The organism is Stenotrophomonas sp. Iso1 (assembly GCF_027497995.1).
Taxonomy (GTDB): Bacteria; Pseudomonadota; Gammaproteobacteria; order Xanthomonadales; family Xanthomonadaceae; genus Stenotrophomonas.
In genome coordinates, this window is sequence record NZ_JAODBT010000004.1 from 113,941 (window position 1) to 131,990 (window position 18,050).

Consider the following 18,050-nt stretch of genomic DNA (forward strand, 5'->3'; position numbering starts at 1 on the left):
GCGAAAGGGAGGGGCGGGTCATGCGCAGTGTGCTGCTGCATGCCGTAGGTGAAAATCAGAACGCCATGTCGAACGACACTTCGCCCTGCACGCCCACCTGATACGCCGAAACGCGGCGCTCGAAGAAGTTGGTCAGCTCCTGCACGTCCTGCAATTCCATGAACGGCAGCGGGTTGCGAACGTTGTACTTCTTCGCCATGCCCAGCTTGATGAAATGGTTGTCGGCGCAGTGCTGCAGGTACTCGCGCATGTCGCGGGTCGAGATGCCGGCCACGCCACCGGACAACACGTCCTCGGCGAACTGCACTTCGCACTCGATCGCCTCAGCCAGCATGTCGTAGACCTCCTGCTCCATCCTGGCGTCGAACAGATCAGGCTCTTCGGCACGGATGGTGCGCACACATTCGAAGGCGAAATCCATGTGGCAGCTTTCGTCGCGGAATACCCAGTTGGTGCCCGACGCCAAGCCCGGCAACAGACCGCGCGAACGGTAGTAGTACACGTAGGCAAAGGCGGCAAAGAAGAACAGGCCTTCGATGCACGCGGCAAAGCAGATCTGGTTGAGCAGGAACTGGCGACGCTGATCGCGCGTTTCGATGCGGGTAATGCCCTGCAGCGAATCGATCCACTTGAAGCAGAAATCGGCCTTTTTCTTGATCGAATCGATGTTTTCCACCGCATCGAATGCCTTGAAGCGCTCTTCCGGGTCCGGCAGGTAGTTGTCCAGCAAGGTCAGGTAGAACTGCACATGCAACGCCTCTTCGTACAGCTGGCGCGACAGGTACATGCGCGCTTCCGGCGCATTGAGGTGCTGGTACAGATTCAGCACCAGATTGTTGGAGACGATGGAGTCACCAGTGGCGAAGAACGCTACCAGGCGATGGATGAGGTGGCGATCGGCCGGCGTCATCTTCTGATGCAGGTCGGTGATGTCGATCTGGAAATTGATCTCATCCACGGTCCAGCTGTTCTTGATCGCGTTGCGGTACATCTCGTAGAAGTCCGGGTAACGCATCGGACGCAACGTCAGCTCGAAGCCGGGATCGAGAAGCATCTGGGTGGGTTTGTTCGACGACATGGGTTTCTCCATTCCCCTCTCCCTGCGGGAGAAGGTGGCGCGTGGCGCCGGATGAGGGGTGGTTCTTGGGGTTGGGTCTGCTTGCTTTCAGAGCGCCCTCACCCCCACCCCTCTCCCGCAGGCGGGAGAGGGGCTTCAAGGCGTAGCGTTACTGGCAGGCTTCGCAGGCTTCCGGGTTTTCCAGCGAGCAGGCCACCGCTTCCACCGGGGTATAGCTGCTGACCGTGGTCTTGGCGATCTTGGTGGCCGGGCGCGAGCGCAGGTAGTAGGTGGTCTTTACGCCCTGCTTCCACGCGTACATGTACATGGACGACATCGCGCCGATGTTCGGGCTTTCCATGAACAGGTTGAGCGAGGCCGACTGGTCGATGAAGGCGCCGCGCTCAGCGGCCATGTCGATCAGCGAACGCATCGGCAGTTCCCATGCGGTGCGATAGATAAGGCGAAGCGCTTCGGGAATCTGCAGCACGTTCTGGATCGAACCATCCGCCAGCTTGATCGCGTCACGGACTTCCGCCGTCCACATACCCAGCTGTTTCAGCTCACCCACCAGGTGACGGTTGATCTGCAGGAAGTCGCCGGACAGCGTCTCGCGCTTGAACAGGTTGGACACCTGCGGCTCAACGCACTCGTAGCAGCCAGCAATCGAAGCGATGGTCGCGGTTGGCGCGATGGCGATCATCAGCGAGTTGCGCAGGCCGTGCTGCTTGATGCGCTCACGCAGTGCGTCCCAGCGCGCGGTGTCTTCGGGCACGACGTTCCAGGCATCGAACTGCAGCTCGCCGTGGGCGGCGCGGGTGTCGTTGAACGAAGGGTGTTTGCCGCGTTCGGTGGCCAGCTCGCACGAGGTTTCCAGTGCGTTGAAGTAGATGGTCTCGGCGATCTTCTTCGACAGCGCGCGCGCTTCAGCCGAATCAAATGGCAGGCGCTTGCGGAAGAACACATCCTGCAGACCCATGCAGCCCAGGCCCACCGGGCGCCAGCGCAGGTTGCCGCGACGTGCGGTTTCAATCGGGTAGAAGTTCAGGTCGATAACGCGGTCGAGCTGACGCACGGCCAAGCGCACGGTTTCGGCCAGTTTGTCGAAATCGAAATCGCCATGCTCGTCGAAGTGATTGCCCAGGTTGATCGAACCCAGGTTGCACACGGCGGTTTCATCGTTGGAGCAGACTTCCAGGATCTCGGTGCACAGGTTGGACAGGTGGATCACGTTGCCCGGGCGTAGCGTCTGGTTGCTGGCCAGGTTGCACTTGTCCTTGAACGTCATCCAACCGTTACCGGTTTCGGCCAACGTGCGCATCATGCGGCCATACAGCTTGCGCGCACTGATGGTGCGCGATGCCTTGCCCTGGGCTTCGGCCTGCACATAGGCCTGCTCGAATGCCGGGCCATACAGGTCGGTGAACTCCGGCACCACGCGCGGATCGAACAGCGACCATTCCTGGTCGGTCTCCACGCGCTGCATGAACAGGTCCGGCACCCAGTTGGCCAGGTTGAGATTGTGGGTACGACGCGAATCGTCACCGGCGTTGTCGCGCAATTCGAGGAAGTCCTCGATGTCGGCGTGCCAGGTTTCCAGGTACACACAGGCCGCGCCCTTGCGCTTGCCGCCCTGGTTGACTGCAGCCACCGACGAATCCAGCGTCTTCAGCCACGGCACGATGCCGTTGGAATGGCCGTTGGTGGATTTGATCAACGAACCGCGCGAACGCACGCGGCTGTAGCTCACGCCGATGCCGCCGCTGAACTTGGACAGCTGCGCGATGTCGCCGTACTTGGCATAGATGGATTCGAGCGAATCCTGCGGCGAGTCAAGCAGGAAGCACGAGGACAGCTGCTCGTGGCTGGTGCCGGCGTTGAACAGGGTCGGGCTGGACGGCAGGTAATCCAGGCTGCCCAAACGCTGGTACAGCGCCAGTGCTTCAGGCACGTCTTCGCTCAGTGCGCTGGCGATACGCAGGAAGAACTGCTGCGGATTCTCGATGACCTTGCGCGTGTGCGGGTGGCGCAGCAGATAGCGGTCATACAGCGTGCGCAGGCCGAAGTAATCGAAATTCAGGTCGAACGCCGGGTCGATGGCGTCGTTGAGCTTGCGTGCATTGATCTGCACGAAGTTGAGCAGGCGGTCGTTGATCAGGCCCACTTCGTGGCCACGGCCCACCGACTGCGAAAAAGCATGGATTTCCTGCCCGGAAACTTCCTTGGCAATGAAGTTGGCCAACAGACGCGCGGCAAGGCGGCCGTACTCCGGCTCTTCGCCGATCAGCAGCGCTGCGGTACGGATGGACAGTTCGTCCAGTTCCTGGGTGGTAGCACCGTTGTACAAACCGGAGATGGTGCGGGTGGCCACGCGCATCGGGTCAACCGAATGCAGGCCTTCGCAGCAACGCTGGATGGCGCGGACGATCTTGTTCAGGTCCACCGGTTCGGTGTTGCCATTGCGCTTGGTCACGCTCATGGCGGTAGCGGTGGGCGGCGGGGTCAGTTCAAAGCCGGCCTCGGCCGGGGCGACTTCAGTAGCGGAAGTGGTCACGACGGTGTGTCCTTCATGGCGTGTTGCACGCAAGCCCCTGCCCTCGCAGGAAACCGAGGCCGGTGAGCGGGATCAGGAGCATGGAAGGACGGCGTCGCAGCAGCCGAGACGCACCCGACCATCGGTCGGCGTCAACAGCACTACGTCGCCAGCCATCTTCCCCTCGAAGACACCGCAGCCGGCACCGCGCGGTGTGCTTCGCGCGGCTGTCGGCAGGTCTTCGGACTCATGGGCATGAAGGCCGGGGCCTTCTCCTACTCCGTCGCTTCCCAAGGGCTGAGCCTCAGTGCATTGACGGGGTCGTTCCCATTTACCGCTGCGGGGCAGTGCTGGAATAGCCCTTCAAGGCGTCACCAGCTTCCCTTTCAATCCAGTGAGCGCAAACCCACCAGAACCGACGAGCCACAAGATAGTGGGGGTAGATGACACGGTCAACACGAAATGTGGTGAATTTTCGTCAACCCTTGCAGCGCAAGGCTTATGCCTTTCGAGACCCGGCCGGCGCATGTGGACGTGCCCGAACGGAGTGCGCAGTCAAGCGGTTTGGAGACTTTTTCGCAGGTAAGCCTTCGCTTTGAAGACGTAAATTTCTGATGAAATTCCCAAGGGTGACTTCCGGCCTACGCCGCCATTGCCGTGAGCCGCCAAGCTGGTCGCTGCCGCCCCGTTGGAAGATCCCCGCCATGCGCCTGCTGCCCATCACCATTCCGTTGGCCGTGCTGCTGCCGCTGGCGGTACAGGCCGGCCCGGTCACGTCCCCGGCCCTGTCCGCGGACCAATGCGGCGTGGCGACCGACTACAACGTACTGGTGGACGGTGGCGGCATCTGGCTGCGGCGCGATGTGCTGCCGATGCGCGAGATCGTGTTCCACGATGGCCAGCTAAGCATCGACAACCAGATGCAGGCCGTCTCGGCCCAGGACGCACAACGCCTGCGCGCACTGGAGCATGGCGTGCGCCAGCTGATGCCGGCGGTGACCGGCATCGCCAACGAATCGGTGGGCATCAGCTTCGACACGCTGGACGCCGTTTACGAAGGTCTGACCGGCAACGCCAACTCACGCAAGGTGCGCAAGTTACGCAAGGAGGCCGAACGCTTTGTCGAGCAGACCATCGGGCGCGGCCGCTGGGAACAGGATCTGTTCAATGAAGATTTCGAAGCCCGGGTGCAGGACGCCGCCGAAAGCCTGAGCGGCTCCATCGCCCGCAGCATGCTGTGGGTGGTGTTCACCGGCGGCGAAGACAAACTGGATGCGCGCGCAGATAAACTCGACGCCGAACTGGAGCAGCGTCTACAGCACCGCACCCATGCCCTGGAGCAGCATGCGCAATCGTTGTGCGCGCAGGTGCAGGTGCTGGACCGACTGCAGTCGGCGCTGGAGTTCCGCCTCAACGGCCAACCGCTGCAGATGATGCGCGTGACCGGCGATACCGCGACGATGGCGACCCGCGAGCACATGCAGGACAACAGCATCCCGCTGCCACCGCGATAACGCGGTACGGATCGCGCCGCTGGCCAGACGCGAAAGGCCATAAAACCCGTCCCTCCCCCACGCTTCCCGCGACAAGGGAGGGAGCTACAGCTCCGGTCCGAATCACAAACCCCGGTTTTTCACCCCTTCGGCAACTGCGCCAGTTCCTCACGCACCAGCCGCACCACCAGCTTGTCCAAGGTATCGACCGAGTAATTGCTCACCTCGTGCACGGTCTCGCTGCCGGGGCCACTGGTCGGGTCCGCGGCGTCCTTGTAGGTGAGGAAGATGAAACGCCCGCCGGTGTACTGGGCAATCTGTCGCTGCACGATCTCGCCGGTGGTGTCCTGGCCGGAGGCGGCCACACTGAATACCTTGATGCCCTTGCCCAGCGCGGCCAGCATCGTCTGGTCGTAACGCGGCTGGGGATAGCCCATCTGCGGCGGCGCATCGGCCAATGACACCAGTACGCGCGTGGTCGACGGCCCCCGCCAGTTCAGCGCCTGCACCGAGTGATCGAATGCTTCGTTCATGGCCTCGGGGAAGTCACCACCACCATTGGCCTGCACACCATCGAGCACCTGCTGGAACGCGGCCACGTTGTGCGTCATGTCCCAGCCGCGCACGAAGTACTCATCGCCGCGATCACGGTAGGTCACCAGCCCCAGGCAGATGTCCGGATTGGACGGCAGCTTGCCGATCTCGCGCACGATGCCCTGCAACGACTCACGCAGCTTGTCGATTTCATCGCCCATCGAACCGGTGGCATCGACCATGAACACCAGGTCCAGCTTCGCGCGTGCCGGCAGCGCGGCATCGGCCATCACCACCTGCAGGGTGTTCTTCTGCCCACGCTGCAGTGGGGCGCTCACTGTCTTGCCAGCGCGTCGCACCTGCACTTGGTAGCTGGCGGTGTCGCGATCATCAAAAGCATTGGGATGCAGCCACACCTGACCACCGGCATCGGTGCGTGCCCACATCCGCGCGCCGTTGCTGGCACTTACCGCCACTTCAGCGTCAGGCACCGGGCGGCCCTGCGCATCCACCACACGCAGACGCTGGCGCACGCCGATGTCGCGGCCCAACTGTTTGGATTCTTCATGCCCCTGCAGGAACTGCAGGAAACCGCCGAAGTCGGCGTTGTCATCGACCACGCCTGCGGTGACCGGCGTTTGTTGCTGCTGACGCACGGCGGTCGCGGTGGGTTCCGCGCGGAACGCCATGCCCTCGGTGGAATGCACCTCGCTGGCAAGCGCCTTGAGCGGCGGCGGCAGCGGGCTCGGCATTGGCGGCGCAGCGGGAGAAGGGGGAGCCATCATTTCCGCCACCGCCGCATCGTCGCTGCCCTTCATGGCGGCGTGACGGCTGCTGCTGGACTTCAACGCCCGTCGCTGCTGCGATTCAGGATAAGGATCGGCCACCTCGCGCAGCACTGGCGTATCGCTGCAGGCAGTCGCCGTGGGTGCCTGGAAGTTCGGCCGGGTCTGACGTACCCGCAACGAGGACGGTGCCTGCAGGTCGCCTTCGACCACCGGGGTCGGAGGCGATGCCGGTGCCAGGCGCGCAGCTGTCACCACCGGCAAGCCGACCAGCAGCGTGGCGACTGCGGCGAAGGCGGCGGTACGTACCGGCCGACGCTTCAACGTGGATGCATTCCGATAGCTCATGGTCCCTGCTCCTGTGCGTGAGAGTGCCGCGTGCTGCGGCGTGCAGGAACAGGAACGGGCGACGGTGGTCAGTGGGGTTAACGGGCGCGCCGGGCCATGCGCGGCTGGGGCATTCCCGCTGAAGCATGGCTTCGCTTACCCGGAAACGGGCTTCGCCGGCCCCTCATCCGCCCTGCGGGCACCTTCTCCCGCACGCGGGAGAAGCAATCCCCCGTTCCCCGCCCTACCCGTTCCGGTGCGCAGTACCCAGGTATTCCGCGCTCTGCATTTCGATCAGGCGGCTGGCGGTGCGCTCGAAGGCCCCGGCCAGGCGGGTGCCGGAATACAGCAGCGGCGGCGCGTCCTGTGCGGTACAGACCAGGTTGACCTGGCGGTCGTACAACTCGTCAATCAGGTTGACGAAGCGACGCGCGGCGTCTTCGTTCATGCGGTCGAAATGCGGGATGCCACCAAGCAGCACCGTGTTGAATTCGCGTGCGATCTCGATGTAGTCCGAAGGCCCACGCGGGCCTTCGCACAGTGCCGCGAAATCAAACCAGACGATGCTCTTGCCGCGCCCACGCACCGGAATCTTGCGGCCCTCGATGGCGATGTTGCCGCTGCGCGATTCTTCGCCGCCACTCAGCTCCTTCCAGCGTCCGCCCAGCCACGTTTCGCTATCGCCATCCAACGGCGCGCGATAGACCGGCGAGCGCGTCAGCGCGCGCATGCGGTAGTCCTCGGTACCCTGGGCGTACAGCTCCACGCAGTGCTTCTCCAGCAGTGCGATGGCCGGCAGGAAACTGTCGCGTTGCAGGCCGTTGAGGTACAGGTTTTCCACAGCCGTGTTGGAAGTCGTCACCAACGTGATGCCTTCGGCGAACAAGCGCTCCAGCAAGCGCGCCAGCAACATGGCGTCGCCGATGTCGGTGACGAAGAATTCATCCAGCACCAGAACGCGCAGATTGTTGCGCCATTCCTGGGCAATCTTGGCCAGCGGGTCGCTCTGCCCTTGGTGCTCGCGCAGACGCTCGTGGATGCCGCGCATGAAGCGATGGAAATGGGTGCGGTACTTCTGTTCGATCGGCAGCCCGTCGTAGAACAGGTCGACCAGGAAGGTCTTGCCGCGGCCCACGCCACCCCAGAAGTACAAACCCTTGACCGGCTCGGGCTTCTTCCAGAAGGCGGACAGGCGGTCCAGCCAGCCGTCCTGCGCCGAATCCAGCAGCGCTTCATGGATGCGGTCCAGCTCGGTCAGGGCCGGGTGCTGGTCAGGATCGTCGCGCCAATCGCCGCGAGCCACGCCGGCGGCGTAGCGTTGTGAGGGGGTCATCGTGTCCATGCCTCAGCTGCTGCTGTCGGGCAGCCAGCGCCGCACTTCATGCTGGATCGCGCCACGCAGGTCAATCAGCTTGCGATGGAAGAAGTGCGAGGTGTCGGGCATGCGTACCAGTTGCGGCGGGTTTTCAAGCGACTCCAGCCACTGGTAAACGCCCTGCGCATCAACGATCTCGTCGGCGTCGCCCTGCACCACCAGCCAGTTGGACGGTGGCTGCACCTGGCTGAAATCCCAGGTGCGACGGCCCACCGGCGGGGCAATGGAAATCAATGCCTGCGGCTGCAATGCAGCGGCTGCACGCAGCGAGACATAGGCACCGAAGCTGAAACCGGCCAACCACAGCGTGTTGTCCGGGCGCTGGCTGCGCACCCAGTTGGCCACCGCGCGCAGGTCGTCACCTTCACCTTCGCCGTTGTCGTAAATGCCAGCCGAAGCGCCGACACCACGGAAGTTGAAGCGCACCGTGGTGATGCCCAGGTCACGCAGCGCGCGCGAGACCATGGTCACCACCTTGTTGTGCATGCTGCCGCCTTCGGTGGACAGCGGGTGGCAGATGACCGCGATGATGGGACGCGGTGCGGCATCACCATCGGGAAGATCGACGCCAAGCTCCAGCGGCCCAGCCGGGCCATCCAGGGTCAAGGTCGCCGATTCGTGGGGGAATGAGGGCGTTTGCATCCGTCCATAATACCGGCCCTGTCCGGCGGCTCCACCGCCATTGTCTTCACGGTAGCCGAAACGATGCTTTTCCTGATCCTGAGTGTGGCCTGCAGCGTGCTGGTGTCGGTGCTGCTGAAGCTGGCCCCGCGCCGTGGTATCGACATTGCCCAGGCAGTGACCTGGAACTATCTGGCTGCCAGCGCGTTGTCGCTGCTGGTGCTGCAGCCCTCGCTGCAGACGCTACAGAGCGGGCACACGCCGTGGCTGGCACTGCTGGGCCTGGCGGTAGCGTTGCCCGGCATCTTCCTGGTGCTGGCGCGCGCGGTGCGCGAGGCCGGCATCGTACGCAGCGACGTCGCCCAGCGGTTGTCACTGCTGCTGTCATTGGCGGCAGCGTTCCTGCTGTTTGGTGAACATGCCAACGGTTGGAAGCTGGCAGGCCTGGGCCTGGGGTTGCTGGCTATCGTCGGCGTCAGCGCACGCAACGGCGAAACCGCCAGCCGCGCAGGCGGCACCTGGGGCTGGTTGTTGGGCGTGTGGATCGGCTTCGCACTGATCGACATCCTGCTCAAGCGCGTGGCGTTGGCGGGTACACCGTCAACGGCGGCATTGCTGGTCAGCTTTGGCATTGCCTTCGTATTGATGCTGGCATGGCAGCTGCAGCGGCACATCAGCGGCACGTCGAAACTGACGGCGGGCAACCTCGGTTATGGGCTTCTGCTGGGCCTGATCAACTTCGGCAACATTCTGTTTTACGTGCGCGCCCATCAGGCGATGCCGCACAGCCCGGCAACCATCTTCGCCGGCATGAACATCGGCGTGGTGTGCCTGGGCGCGCTGGTCGGCGTGTGGGTGTTTGGCGAAAAGACCAGCCGGTTGAACCGTGCGGGCCTGCTACTGGCAGTGGTGGCGATTGGGTTGATCGCACGCGGGACGTTGTAGCTCTCTCTGCTGGAAAGCTCCAACAGCAACGGCCCCTCCCGCCCTGCCCTTCGCTGCGCGAAAGGGAGAGTTGGGGAGGGGCAGCTTTCAGCTCCGGAACTTACGGTTCAAAGCCCAGCAACAGCGGATCGTGATCCGAGCTGCGCCATGGGCCGGGCACATTGCGGCCCTGGTAGCCGGCGTCATCCGCCTCATCGGCGTTGGTGTGCCACTCCGCCGCACCTTTCAGCCGCGCGGCCATGCCAGGGCTCAGCAAGGCGTGGTCCAGACGTCCGGTCAGGCCGTTGTAGACATAGCTGTACGGCTGCGCCACGCCTGCGACCTTGAACGCATCCTGCCAACCGTCGGCGTTCAAGGTGCGGATCGGTTCTTCCATCGCATAGGCGTTGAAGTCACCCAGCAGCACCGCATCTTTGCCGCCGCTGCCGGTGGGGTCGCCCAGCAGCCATTGGTGCAGCAGTCGCGCTGATTCAACGCGGGTGGCGTTCCAGCAACCTTGGCCATCGTTCTGGTCGGCATCGGCGCCACTGGCTTCGGAGCAGCCCTTGGATTTGAAGTGGTTGGCCACCACCACGAACGGCGTGCCGTTGCGTCCCATACGGAACGCCTGCGCCAGCGGCACGCGGCTGCGTTCGCCAAACGGTTCGCGCTCCAACACTGCGGGCTTGCCGACCGGGCTCAGCTTTGAACTGCGGTAGATGATGCCGACGCGGATCGGGTTGTCGCCCGGGCCCTGCTTGGCATCGACGAACATCCAATCGCCGTGCTTGCCCTGCCCTTCGTTGAGGGCACGCACCAGTTGGTCGATGGCCGAGCCCGGGCCGTAGCCGTCGTTCTCCAGCTCCATCAGCGCCGCAACATCGGCACCGAGGCTACGGATGGTGGTGATCAGCTTGGCCTGCTGTGCAGCCTGCTGTTCTGCCGTCTTGGCGCCGCGCAGGGTGGGGTAGCCACCGCCCTTGCCGTCGCCATTGAAGTAGTTCTCAAGGTTGAACGCGGCGATACGCAGGCCACCGGCCACCGTCGGCGGCTGCAGCGGACGCAGATCACTGCTCACCGTCAACGGTGCGGTCAGTTGCAGACGGTAGTCGCCGTCATAACGCTGGTCCACGATGCCCTGCACGCCAGTCAACTGCGCACCGGTACGCAGCACCACGCCTTCGGCCAGATACGACACGCCACCCGGATCGCGCTTGCTGCTGCCATCGTCCAGGCGCAGGCGGCGCCGTGCGTTGTCGGCAATCACGGCGGCCTGCTCCGGGCTGCCAGCGACGGCCACTTCACTGGGCTGCCACAAACGGCCACCGAACGCGGCGGTGAGTTCGCCGTAACGCTGCAATCCATCCTGCCCGGCCAGCGTCAGCGGCGCGGCGATGCGCACCTGCATACCTTCCAGTGCTTCCCAGCTGGCGGGTATGTCTTCGATCACGGTCACCGCAGGTACCGCGCGCGATGCAGCCGTCGTCACCGTGCCGGCCTGCAGCGTGGTCAGCGACTGGCCGCCCTTGCCGGCAGCCTGCTCCTGCACCGTGCCACTGATGCGCAGCCATTGGCCGACCTGCACCGCTTGGCCGTCAGGCAGGCGCACGAACAGGCCATCCGAGGTTGCCGCATCGCCATCACCGGCGTCCTGTACGTATATCCCACCCAAGCCATCGCGCATGTCGGCGGTGACCATGGCTTCGATCGTGACCGGCTTGCCTTCGTAAGGACTGCGCTCCCCGCCGCCCTGCACCTTGCCGATGGGCAACAAGGTTGCCGGGGGGGCCGCCAAGGCCGGGCCAGTGCATGCCGCAGCCAAGGCCAGGGCGAGTAACGAAAGGGAACAACGCATGGACGACTCCGAGGGAAAACGAAACATGGGAAGCGGAAACAGAAGCGCCGCCTCAAGTAGGCGGCGCTGGATATTCTGCAGCAATCAGGCCGGTTGCCTGCTGCCGAGTCTGGCGGCTTTCTATTTCAGGTTGTCGAGCATCCAATCCACCGCCGCGTGGATTTGTTCCTCGCTGAGCCCGGCGTTGCCCCCCTTGGGCGGCATGATCCCGCCATCCGGGCCGGTGTAACCCTCCATGGCGTGCTTGTAGAGCGTGTCCTTGCCCTGAGCCAGACGCGCATCCCAATGCGAATGATCCAGCGTCGGCGCCTTGCCCACACCAGTGGTATGGCAGGCGGTGCAGAGGTTGTCGAAGATCACCTTGCCGTCCAGCGTGCCGCCATAGGCACCACTGGCCATTGCAGCGGCAGTGGCAGCGGCCGCCGCAGCGGCCTGGGCTGAAGCGCCCGTGGCACCGGCGTACACCGCACCGATGGGCGCAATGCGTTCTTCAAGGCGTTTGGCCGCCGTCGGCGAGACCTCGGTGGGAATGGTGCTCTGCAAGTAGGACGCAAAGAAGATCAGGCCGATCGTGATGATGGCCAGAATGGCGATCACGATGGAAAAGCGCTTGAGAAACTCGAGGTCGTAATTCCGCACGTCTCAACACCCCTGGCGAGTAGTCGGTGGACCATGGCTGCCGGCGAGTATAGACCAGCGCATGCCACCGCCCGCAATGGGCACGGACACAACAAAACGTGCGGCAACGCAACATCCGCATCGTGTTGTGGCACCAGGCCGTATTGGCTCAGGCGGTGATCGGTGCTCCCGCCGCACGCAGGCACAGTGCACCAATCGCATCGACCAGATGCTCGCCATCGCGCAGTCCATCGCGGCTGGGCGCAGTGGGGCCGACCAATGCTTCGGTAAACGCACCGACGATGCAGGCCGCGCTCACGTCCAGATCCTGCGCCGGCAGTTCACCACTGCGCACGCCGTCATCAAGAATGCGCTTGAACACATCGCCGAACAGTCGCCGGCAACGGATGCGCTCGGCTTCCACCTCCGGATCCACCGGTTCGGCAATGAAGGCATAGGCCAAACCGGGGCCAGCCATGGCGCGGCGCACGAACGAGGCCACTGCCCGCTGCAGCCGTTGCGGCGCCGGCAATGCTTCATCGGCAATGGCCGAGAGGATCTCCAACTCGTGCTCTACCGCCGCGGTGAGCACTTCCACGAACAGCTCGGCCTTGGACGGGAAATGGCGATAGATCAGCCCGGTGGAAACACCTGCCTCGGCCGCCACGGCAGTGATCGGCGCGCTGCGATAGCCACCGGCAGCGACCAGCCGGCGGGCAGCTGCCAGGATCGCCTCGCGGTTGCCGGCGAGCCGTTTTTCCATCAATTCCGAGCGTTTGTAAGCCATGGGTTGATTCTAGGTTCAATTTTTGAATTTGTGTTCACTTTTTTGCCGTGACCCGCTAGGCTGCGCGCAAACGCCCGTGCTGACGGCCTCATCCGTCACCCCCAACCCGGAGCGCCCCTCGCCAAGCAGTACTGGAGCCGCCCCCATGCACATCCCCTCCCTCTCCTTTGATCTCGGCGAAGAGATCGACATGCTGCGCGAAAGCGTGGCCCAGTTTGCCGCCGCGCATATCGCGCCGCTGGCCGAAGAGGCCGACGCAACCAACCACTTCCCCAATCAACTGTGGCGCCAGTTCGGCGAGCAGGGTCTGTTGGGCATGACCGTTGAAGAGGAATACGGCGGCACCGGCATGGGCTACCTGGCACATGTGGTGGCGATGGAGGAAATCTCGCGGGCGTCCGGCGGTATTGGCCTGTCTTACGGCGCGCACTCCAACCTGTGCCTCAACCAGCTGCGCAAGAACGCCAGCGAGGTGCAGAAGCACAAATACCTGCCCAAGCTGTGCAGCGGCGAACACGTCGGTGCATTGGCGATGAGCGAGCCCGGCGCCGGTTCGGATGTGGTGTCGATGAAGCTGCGCGCCGACAAGCGCGGCGACCATTACGTGCTCAACGGCAACAAGATGTGGATCACCAATGGTCCTGATGCCGATGTGCTGATTGTCTACGCCAAGACCGATGCCAACGCCGGTTCGCGCGGCATCACCGCCTTCATCATCGAAAAGGGCATGAAGGGTTTTTCCACCGCGCAGAAGCTGGACAAGCTCGGCATGCGTTCGTCCAACACCTGCGAGCTGGTGTTCCAGGATTGCGAAGTGCCGGTCGAAAACGTGCTGGGTGACGTCGGCGGTGGCGTGAAGGTGCTGATGTCCGGTCTGGACTACGAACGCGTAGTGCTGTCCGGTGGCCCGCTGGGCCTGATGGCCGCGGCGCTGGATGTCGTGCTGCCGTACGTGCACGAGCGCAAGCAGTTTGGCGAGGCGATCGGCACGTTCCAGTTGATCCAGGCCAAGCTGGCCGACATGTATGTCGGCTTCAACGCCTGCCGCGCCTATGTGTATGCCGTGGCAAAAGCCTGCGACCAGGGCCGTACCACGCGTCAGGACGCGGCCGGTGCGATTCTCTATTCGGCAGAGAAGGCCACGTGGGCAGCAGGTGAAGCAATCCAGATCCTCGGCGGCAACGGTTACATCAACGAGTACCCGGCGGGCCGTTTGTGGCGCGATGCCAAGCTGTATGAAATCGGCGCCGGCACATCGGAGATCCGCCGCATGTTGATCGGGCGCGAGTTGTTCCAAAAGACCGCATAACTCAAAGCCGCAATGACCCAGAGCCCCTCTCCCGCCTGCGGGAGAGGGGTTGGGGTGAGGGGAGGCTACCAGCACGCGGACTCAACGCTTTGAAAGCCCCCTCATCCACCCCTTCGGGGCACCTTCTCCCGCATGCGGGAGAAGGGATGCAGACACTCAACTTCCGCTCGCGGGAGCAGGTTGCTCCAGAACCTCCAGGACTTCGGCCATGACCATCCTCACCACCCAACTGCAACCCGGCAGCGATACCTTCGAAGCCAACCGCGCCGCGATGCAGGCTCAGGTCGATGACTTGAGCGCCACGCTTCAAACCACCGCACGCGGTGGCAGCGATGCGGCACGCGCCAAGCACACCGCGCGCGGCAAGCTGCTGGTGCGCGAACGCATTGATGCGCTGCTGGATGCCGGCAGCCCGTTTCTTGAAGTGGCACCGCTGGCCGCGCATGGCATGTATCCCGATCCGGTGCCCGGCGCCGGCATGGTCGCCGGCATTGGTCGCGTCTCCGGTGTGGAATGCCTGATCGTCGCCAACGACGCCACCGTCAAGGGGGGCACCTACTACCCGGTGACGGTGAAGAAGCATCTACGCGCGCAGGAAATCGCGCAGCAGAACCGCTTGCCGTGTATCTACCTGGTCGATTCTGGTGGCGCCTTCCTGCCACTGCAGGATGAAGTGTTCCCCGACCGCGACCACTTCGGTCGCATCTTCTACAACCAAGCCAACCTGTCGGCGCAAGGCATTCCGCAGATCGCCTGCGTCATGGGCAGCTGCACCGCTGGCGGTGCCTACGTGCCGGCGATGAGCGACGAGACCGTCATCGTCAAGGAACAAGGCACCATCTTCCTCGGCGGCCCGCCGCTGGTGAAAGCCGCGACGGGTGAAGTCGTCAGCGCCGAAGAACTGGGTGGTGCCGACGTGCACACACGCATTTCCGGCGTCGCCGACCACATGGCCGACAACGACCTGCAAGCGCTGGCCCGCGTCCGCGCGATCATCGCCAACCTCAACTGGCGCAAACCCGAACCGGCAGTGGCGCTGCAGGCCAGCGACGCGCCGCTGTTCGATGCGCACGAGTTGTACGGCGTGATTCCCAGCGACACGCGCAAGCCTTACGACGTGCGCGAAGTGATCATGCGCCTCGTCGACGGCTCGCGCTTGGATGAGTTCAAACCGCGCTACGGCAACACGCTGGTGACAGGCTTTGCGCATGTGCACGGCCATCCGGTCGGCATCATCGCCAACAACGGCATCCTGTTCTCCGAGTCCGCACTCAAGGGCGCGCACTTCATCGAGCTGTGCTGCCAACGCAACATTCCGCTGTTGTTCCTGCAGAACATCACCGGCTTCATGGTCGGCCGCAAGTACGAACACGGCGGCATCGCAAAGGATGGCGCCAAGCTGGTGATGGCCGTGGCGAACGCGCGCGTGCCGAAATACACGGTGGTGATCGGTGGTTCGTTCGGCGCCGGCAACTACGGCATGTGCGGCCGCGCCTATTCGCCGCACTTCCTGTGGATGTGGCCGAATGCGCGCATCGGCGTGATGGGTGGCGAGCAGGCTGCCAGCGTGCTGGCCACGGTCAAGCGCGACGGCATCGAAGCCAAGGGTGGACAGTGGTCGGCATCGGAAGAAGATGCGTTCAAACAACCCATCCGCGACCAGTTCGAGCAACAGGGCCATCCGTATTACGCGAGTGCGCGCTTGTGGGACGACGGCGTGATCGACCCCGCCGACACCCGTCGCATTCTCGGTCTGGCGCTGGCCGCCAGCCTCAATGCACCTACACAGGAAACACGCTTTGGCGTGTTCCGCATGTAACAGCGACCGGAGACCTTCCATGTTCAACAAGATCCTGATCGCCAACCGCGGTGAAATTGCCTGCCGCGTCATCACCACCTGCCGTCGCCTGGGCATCGCCACGGTGGCGGTGTATTCCGATGCGGACCGCAACGCGCGGCATGTGCGCCTGGCCGATGAAGCCGTGCACATTGGCGCGGCGCCGGCAGCGGAAAGCTATCTGCGCGCGGATGTGATCCTCGACGCTGCGCGCCGCACCGGTGCGCAGGCCATCCACCCCGGTTATGGCTTCCTTTCCGAGAACGCTGGCTTTGCGCGTGCCTGCGCCGAAGCAGGCGTGGTGTTCATCGGCCCACCGGCCAGCGCCATTGATGCGATGGGCGACAAGAGCGCGGCCAAGGCCCTGATGCAGGCGGCGAATGTGCCGTTGACGCCGGGTTACCACGGCGACCGTCAGGAGCCGGAGTTCCTGCGTGCGCAAGCCGATGCCATTGGCTATCCGGTACTGATCAAGGCCAGCGCCGGTGGCGGTGGCAAGGGCATGCGCAAGGTCGAAGCCAGCGCGGATTTCGAGGCTGCCCTGGCCAGTTGCCAGCGCGAGGCACAATCGGCGTTCGGCAACGCGCATGTACTGGTAGAGAAGTACGTCGAGCGCCCGCGCCATATCGAAATCCAGGTATTCGGCGACAGCCTGGGCAACGTGGTGTACCTGTTCGAGCGCGACTGCTCGGTACAGCGCCGCCACCAGAAGGTGCTGGAAGAAGCCCCCGCTCCCGGCATGACGCCCGAACGCCGTACAGCGATGGGCAAGGCCGCGACCGATGCCGCACGTGCGGTGGGTTACGTGGGTGCCGGTACGGTGGAGTTCATCGCCGGGCCGGATGGCGATTTCTATTTCATGGAAATGAACACCCGCCTGCAGGTGGAGCATCCTGTCACCGAGATGATCACCGGCACCGACCTGGTCGAGTGGCAGCTGCGTGTCGCCGTCGGGCAACCACTGCCGAAGACACAGGAGCAGTTGAGCATCCATGGCCACGCGCTGGAAGCGCGTCTGTATGCCGAAGATGCCGACCGTGGTTTCCTGCCCTCCACCGGCACCTTGCGCCACCTGCAGTTGCCGCAGTCCAACGCCAACGTGCGCGTGGATGCCGGTGTTGAAAAGGGCGATGCGATCACCCCGTACTACGACCCGATGATCGCCAAGCTCATCGTCTGGGACGTGGACCGCGACAGCGCACTGCAACGTATGCAGCGCGCGTTGGCGCAGTGCCAGGTAGTCGGTGTCACCACCAATGCGGCATTCCTGCGTCGCTTGGTGATGACGGATTCGTTCCGCCACGCCAATCTGGATACCGCGTTGATCGAACGCGAGCGCGATGCACTGGATATCCAGCACAGCGTCGCAACCCCGGCTGATTGGGCGCTAGCAGCGGTGCTGGCTTGCAACGATTCTGCCGCTGCAACAAATGACACCTCGCCCTGGGCCATCAACGACGGCTGGCGCCTGGCCGGGCCAGCAGCGCGGTCGGTCACGCTGGAACACCTGCAGCAGCAACAGACGCTGCAGGTCCGCAGGCAAACCGAGGGTTGGCAGGTGCAGTTCGGCGAGGAGCTGGTCCACGTCGTCGGCAGTCTGCTGGACGACGGTTATGCCCTGCAGATCGGCGACCGTCTGTACCGCGGCAACGCGCTGCGCGACGGCAACGTCCTGCATGTCTTCGGCGATGAGCGCCAGCAGCGCTTCACCCTGCACGACCCCGTCGCCGATGCCGACAACACCAGCGACCATGGCGGCAGCCTGCTCGCGCCGATGCCCGGCCGCGTGGTGACGCTGCTGGTGGCACCCGGCACCCAGGTCAGCCGCGGCACGCCGCTGTTGGTGATGGAAGCGATGAAGATGGAGCACACCCTGCAGGCCCCCGCTGACGGCACCGTGCACGGCTTCCGCGCCAAGGCCGGTGATCAGGTGGGGGATGGCACGGTGTTGGTGGATTTTGAGGCTACGTAATCAAATGCGCCGCAGGGGAGCAC

Annotated in this window: 13 protein-coding genes and 1 riboswitch; of the genes, 5 read left to right on the top strand and 8 right to left on the bottom strand. The window is 64.0% G+C overall.

Annotated elements, in window-relative coordinates; genetic code table 11:
• Positions 1-55: 55 nt before the first annotated feature.
• Together PAN08_RS15655 and PAN08_RS15660 are read right to left on the bottom strand one after the other, a co-directional pair.
• Positions 56-1,078, bottom strand: coding sequence for a ribonucleotide-diphosphate reductase subunit beta (locus PAN08_RS15655; RefSeq protein WP_269792443.1), 1,023 nt, complete (start codon positions 1,076-1,078; stop codon positions 56-58).
• Between the two features lie 148 nt (positions 1,079-1,226).
• Positions 1,227-3,536 (bottom strand): ribonucleoside-diphosphate reductase subunit alpha, encoded by a 2,310-nt coding sequence (locus PAN08_RS15660; protein ID WP_269792654.1) that lies wholly within the window; start codon positions 3,534-3,536, stop codon positions 1,227-1,229.
• A gap of 268 nt (positions 3,537-3,804) precedes the next feature.
• A riboswitch (cobalamin riboswitch) is annotated at positions 3,805-4,025 on the bottom strand.
• A 269-nt stretch (positions 4,026-4,294) separates the two neighbouring features.
• Between PAN08_RS15660 and PAN08_RS15665 the strand changes: the two genes are divergently transcribed.
• Positions 4,295-5,104 carry a DUF2884 family protein gene (locus tag PAN08_RS15665; protein WP_269792444.1) on the top strand — a complete coding sequence of 270 codons (810 nt, stop codon included), beginning with the start codon at positions 4,295-4,297 and terminating at the stop codon, positions 5,102-5,104.
• A gap of 119 nt (positions 5,105-5,223) precedes the next feature.
• On the opposite strand, the gene PAN08_RS15670 is transcribed toward PAN08_RS15665, so the two are convergent.
• The 3 genes from PAN08_RS15670 to PAN08_RS15680 all read right to left on the bottom strand — a co-directional run bounded on the left by PAN08_RS15670 (position 5,224) and on the right by PAN08_RS15680 (position 8,746).
• A complete protein-coding gene (locus PAN08_RS15670; RefSeq protein ID WP_269792445.1) occupies positions 5,224-6,750 on the bottom strand; it encodes a VWA domain-containing protein in 1,527 nt (508 codons plus the stop codon).
• A 223-nt stretch (positions 6,751-6,973) separates the two neighbouring features.
• The gene (gene zapE / locus PAN08_RS15675) at positions 6,974-8,071 is read right to left on the bottom strand and encodes a cell division protein ZapE (protein WP_269792446.1); all 1,098 of its coding nucleotides are present in this window, start codon (positions 8,069-8,071) and stop codon (positions 6,974-6,976) included.
• A 3-nt stretch (positions 8,072-8,074) separates the two neighbouring features.
• Positions 8,075-8,746, bottom strand: coding sequence for an alpha/beta fold hydrolase (locus PAN08_RS15680; protein WP_269792447.1), 672 nt, complete (start codon positions 8,744-8,746; stop codon positions 8,075-8,077).
• A 63-nt stretch (positions 8,747-8,809) separates the two neighbouring features.
• Here PAN08_RS15680 and PAN08_RS15685 point away from each other — a divergent pair, with 63 nt between their 5' ends.
• Entirely contained in the window at positions 8,810-9,670 is an 861-nt protein-coding gene (locus PAN08_RS15685; protein ID WP_269792448.1) for an EamA family transporter, read from the top strand.
• Between the two features lie 100 nt (positions 9,671-9,770).
• Here the strand turns inward: PAN08_RS15685 and PAN08_RS15690 are convergent, their stop codons facing one another.
• From PAN08_RS15690 to PAN08_RS15700, 3 genes are all read right to left on the bottom strand, one after another.
• Positions 9,771-11,504: an ExeM/NucH family extracellular endonuclease gene (locus tag PAN08_RS15690; RefSeq protein WP_269792449.1), complete on the bottom strand. Its 1,734-nt coding sequence runs from the start codon at positions 11,502-11,504 to the stop codon at positions 9,771-9,773.
• A gap of 120 nt (positions 11,505-11,624) precedes the next feature.
• Positions 11,625-12,143 carry a c-type cytochrome gene (locus PAN08_RS15695; RefSeq protein ID WP_269792450.1) on the bottom strand — a complete coding sequence of 173 codons (519 nt, stop codon included), beginning with the start codon at positions 12,141-12,143 and terminating at the stop codon, positions 11,625-11,627.
• Positions 12,144-12,291: 148 nt separating this feature from the next.
• Entirely contained in the window at positions 12,292-12,909 is a 618-nt protein-coding gene (locus tag PAN08_RS15700) for a TetR/AcrR family transcriptional regulator (protein ID WP_269792451.1), read from the bottom strand.
• A gap of 145 nt (positions 12,910-13,054) precedes the next feature.
• On the opposite strand from PAN08_RS15700, the gene PAN08_RS15705 reads away from it, so the two are divergent.
• The 3 genes from PAN08_RS15705 to PAN08_RS15715 all read left to right on the top strand — a co-directional run bounded on the left by PAN08_RS15705 (position 13,055) and on the right by PAN08_RS15715 (position 18,027).
• Positions 13,055-14,218: an isovaleryl-CoA dehydrogenase gene (locus PAN08_RS15705; protein WP_269792452.1), complete on the top strand. Its 1,164-nt coding sequence runs from the start codon at positions 13,055-13,057 to the stop codon at positions 14,216-14,218.
• A gap of 208 nt (positions 14,219-14,426) precedes the next feature.
• Complete coding sequence (locus PAN08_RS15710; protein WP_269792453.1) at positions 14,427-16,037, top strand: carboxyl transferase domain-containing protein; 1,611 nt, start codon at positions 14,427-14,429, stop codon at positions 16,035-16,037.
• Between the two features lie 19 nt (positions 16,038-16,056).
• Positions 16,057-18,027, top strand: a complete 1,971-nt coding sequence (locus tag PAN08_RS15715; protein ID WP_269792454.1) for an acetyl/propionyl/methylcrotonyl-CoA carboxylase subunit alpha — start codon at positions 16,057-16,059, stop codon at positions 18,025-18,027.
• Positions 18,028-18,050: the final 23 nt, after the last annotated feature.

What these genes read in the sequence shown, in the direction of transcription:
- PAN08_RS15700 (WP_269792451.1), bottom strand. Translation starts at nt 12,909, where the DNA reads ATGGCTTACAAACGCTCGGAATTGATGGAAAAACGGCTCGCCGGCAAC.
- PAN08_RS15690 (WP_269792449.1), bottom strand. Translation starts at nt 11,504, where the DNA reads ATGCGTTGTTCCCTTTCGTTACTCGCCCTGGCCTTGGCTGCGGCATGC.
- PAN08_RS15715 (WP_269792454.1), top strand. Translation starts at nt 16,057, where the DNA reads ATGTTCAACAAGATCCTGATCGCCAACCGCGGTGAAATTGCCTGCCGC.
- PAN08_RS15710 (WP_269792453.1), top strand. Translation starts at nt 14,427, where the DNA reads ATGACCATCCTCACCACCCAACTGCAACCCGGCAGCGATACCTTCGAA.
- PAN08_RS15660 (WP_269792654.1), bottom strand. Translation starts at nt 3,536, where the DNA reads ATGAGCGTGACCAAGCGCAATGGCAACACCGAACCGGTGGACCTGAAC.
- PAN08_RS15655 (WP_269792443.1), bottom strand. Translation starts at nt 1,078, where the DNA reads ATGTCGTCGAACAAACCCACCCAGATGCTTCTCGATCCCGGCTTCGAG.
- PAN08_RS15705 (WP_269792452.1), top strand. Translation starts at nt 13,055, where the DNA reads ATGCACATCCCCTCCCTCTCCTTTGATCTCGGCGAAGAGATCGACATG.
- zapE (WP_269792446.1), bottom strand. Translation starts at nt 8,071, where the DNA reads ATGGACACGATGACCCCCTCACAACGCTACGCCGCCGGCGTGGCTCGC.
- PAN08_RS15685 (WP_269792448.1), top strand. Translation starts at nt 8,810, where the DNA reads ATGCTTTTCCTGATCCTGAGTGTGGCCTGCAGCGTGCTGGTGTCGGTG.
- PAN08_RS15680 (WP_269792447.1), bottom strand. Translation starts at nt 8,746, where the DNA reads ATGCAAACGCCCTCATTCCCCCACGAATCGGCGACCTTGACCCTGGAT.
- PAN08_RS15670 (WP_269792445.1), bottom strand. Translation starts at nt 6,750, where the DNA reads ATGAGCTATCGGAATGCATCCACGTTGAAGCGTCGGCCGGTACGTACC.
- PAN08_RS15665 (WP_269792444.1), top strand. Translation starts at nt 4,295, where the DNA reads ATGCGCCTGCTGCCCATCACCATTCCGTTGGCCGTGCTGCTGCCGCTG.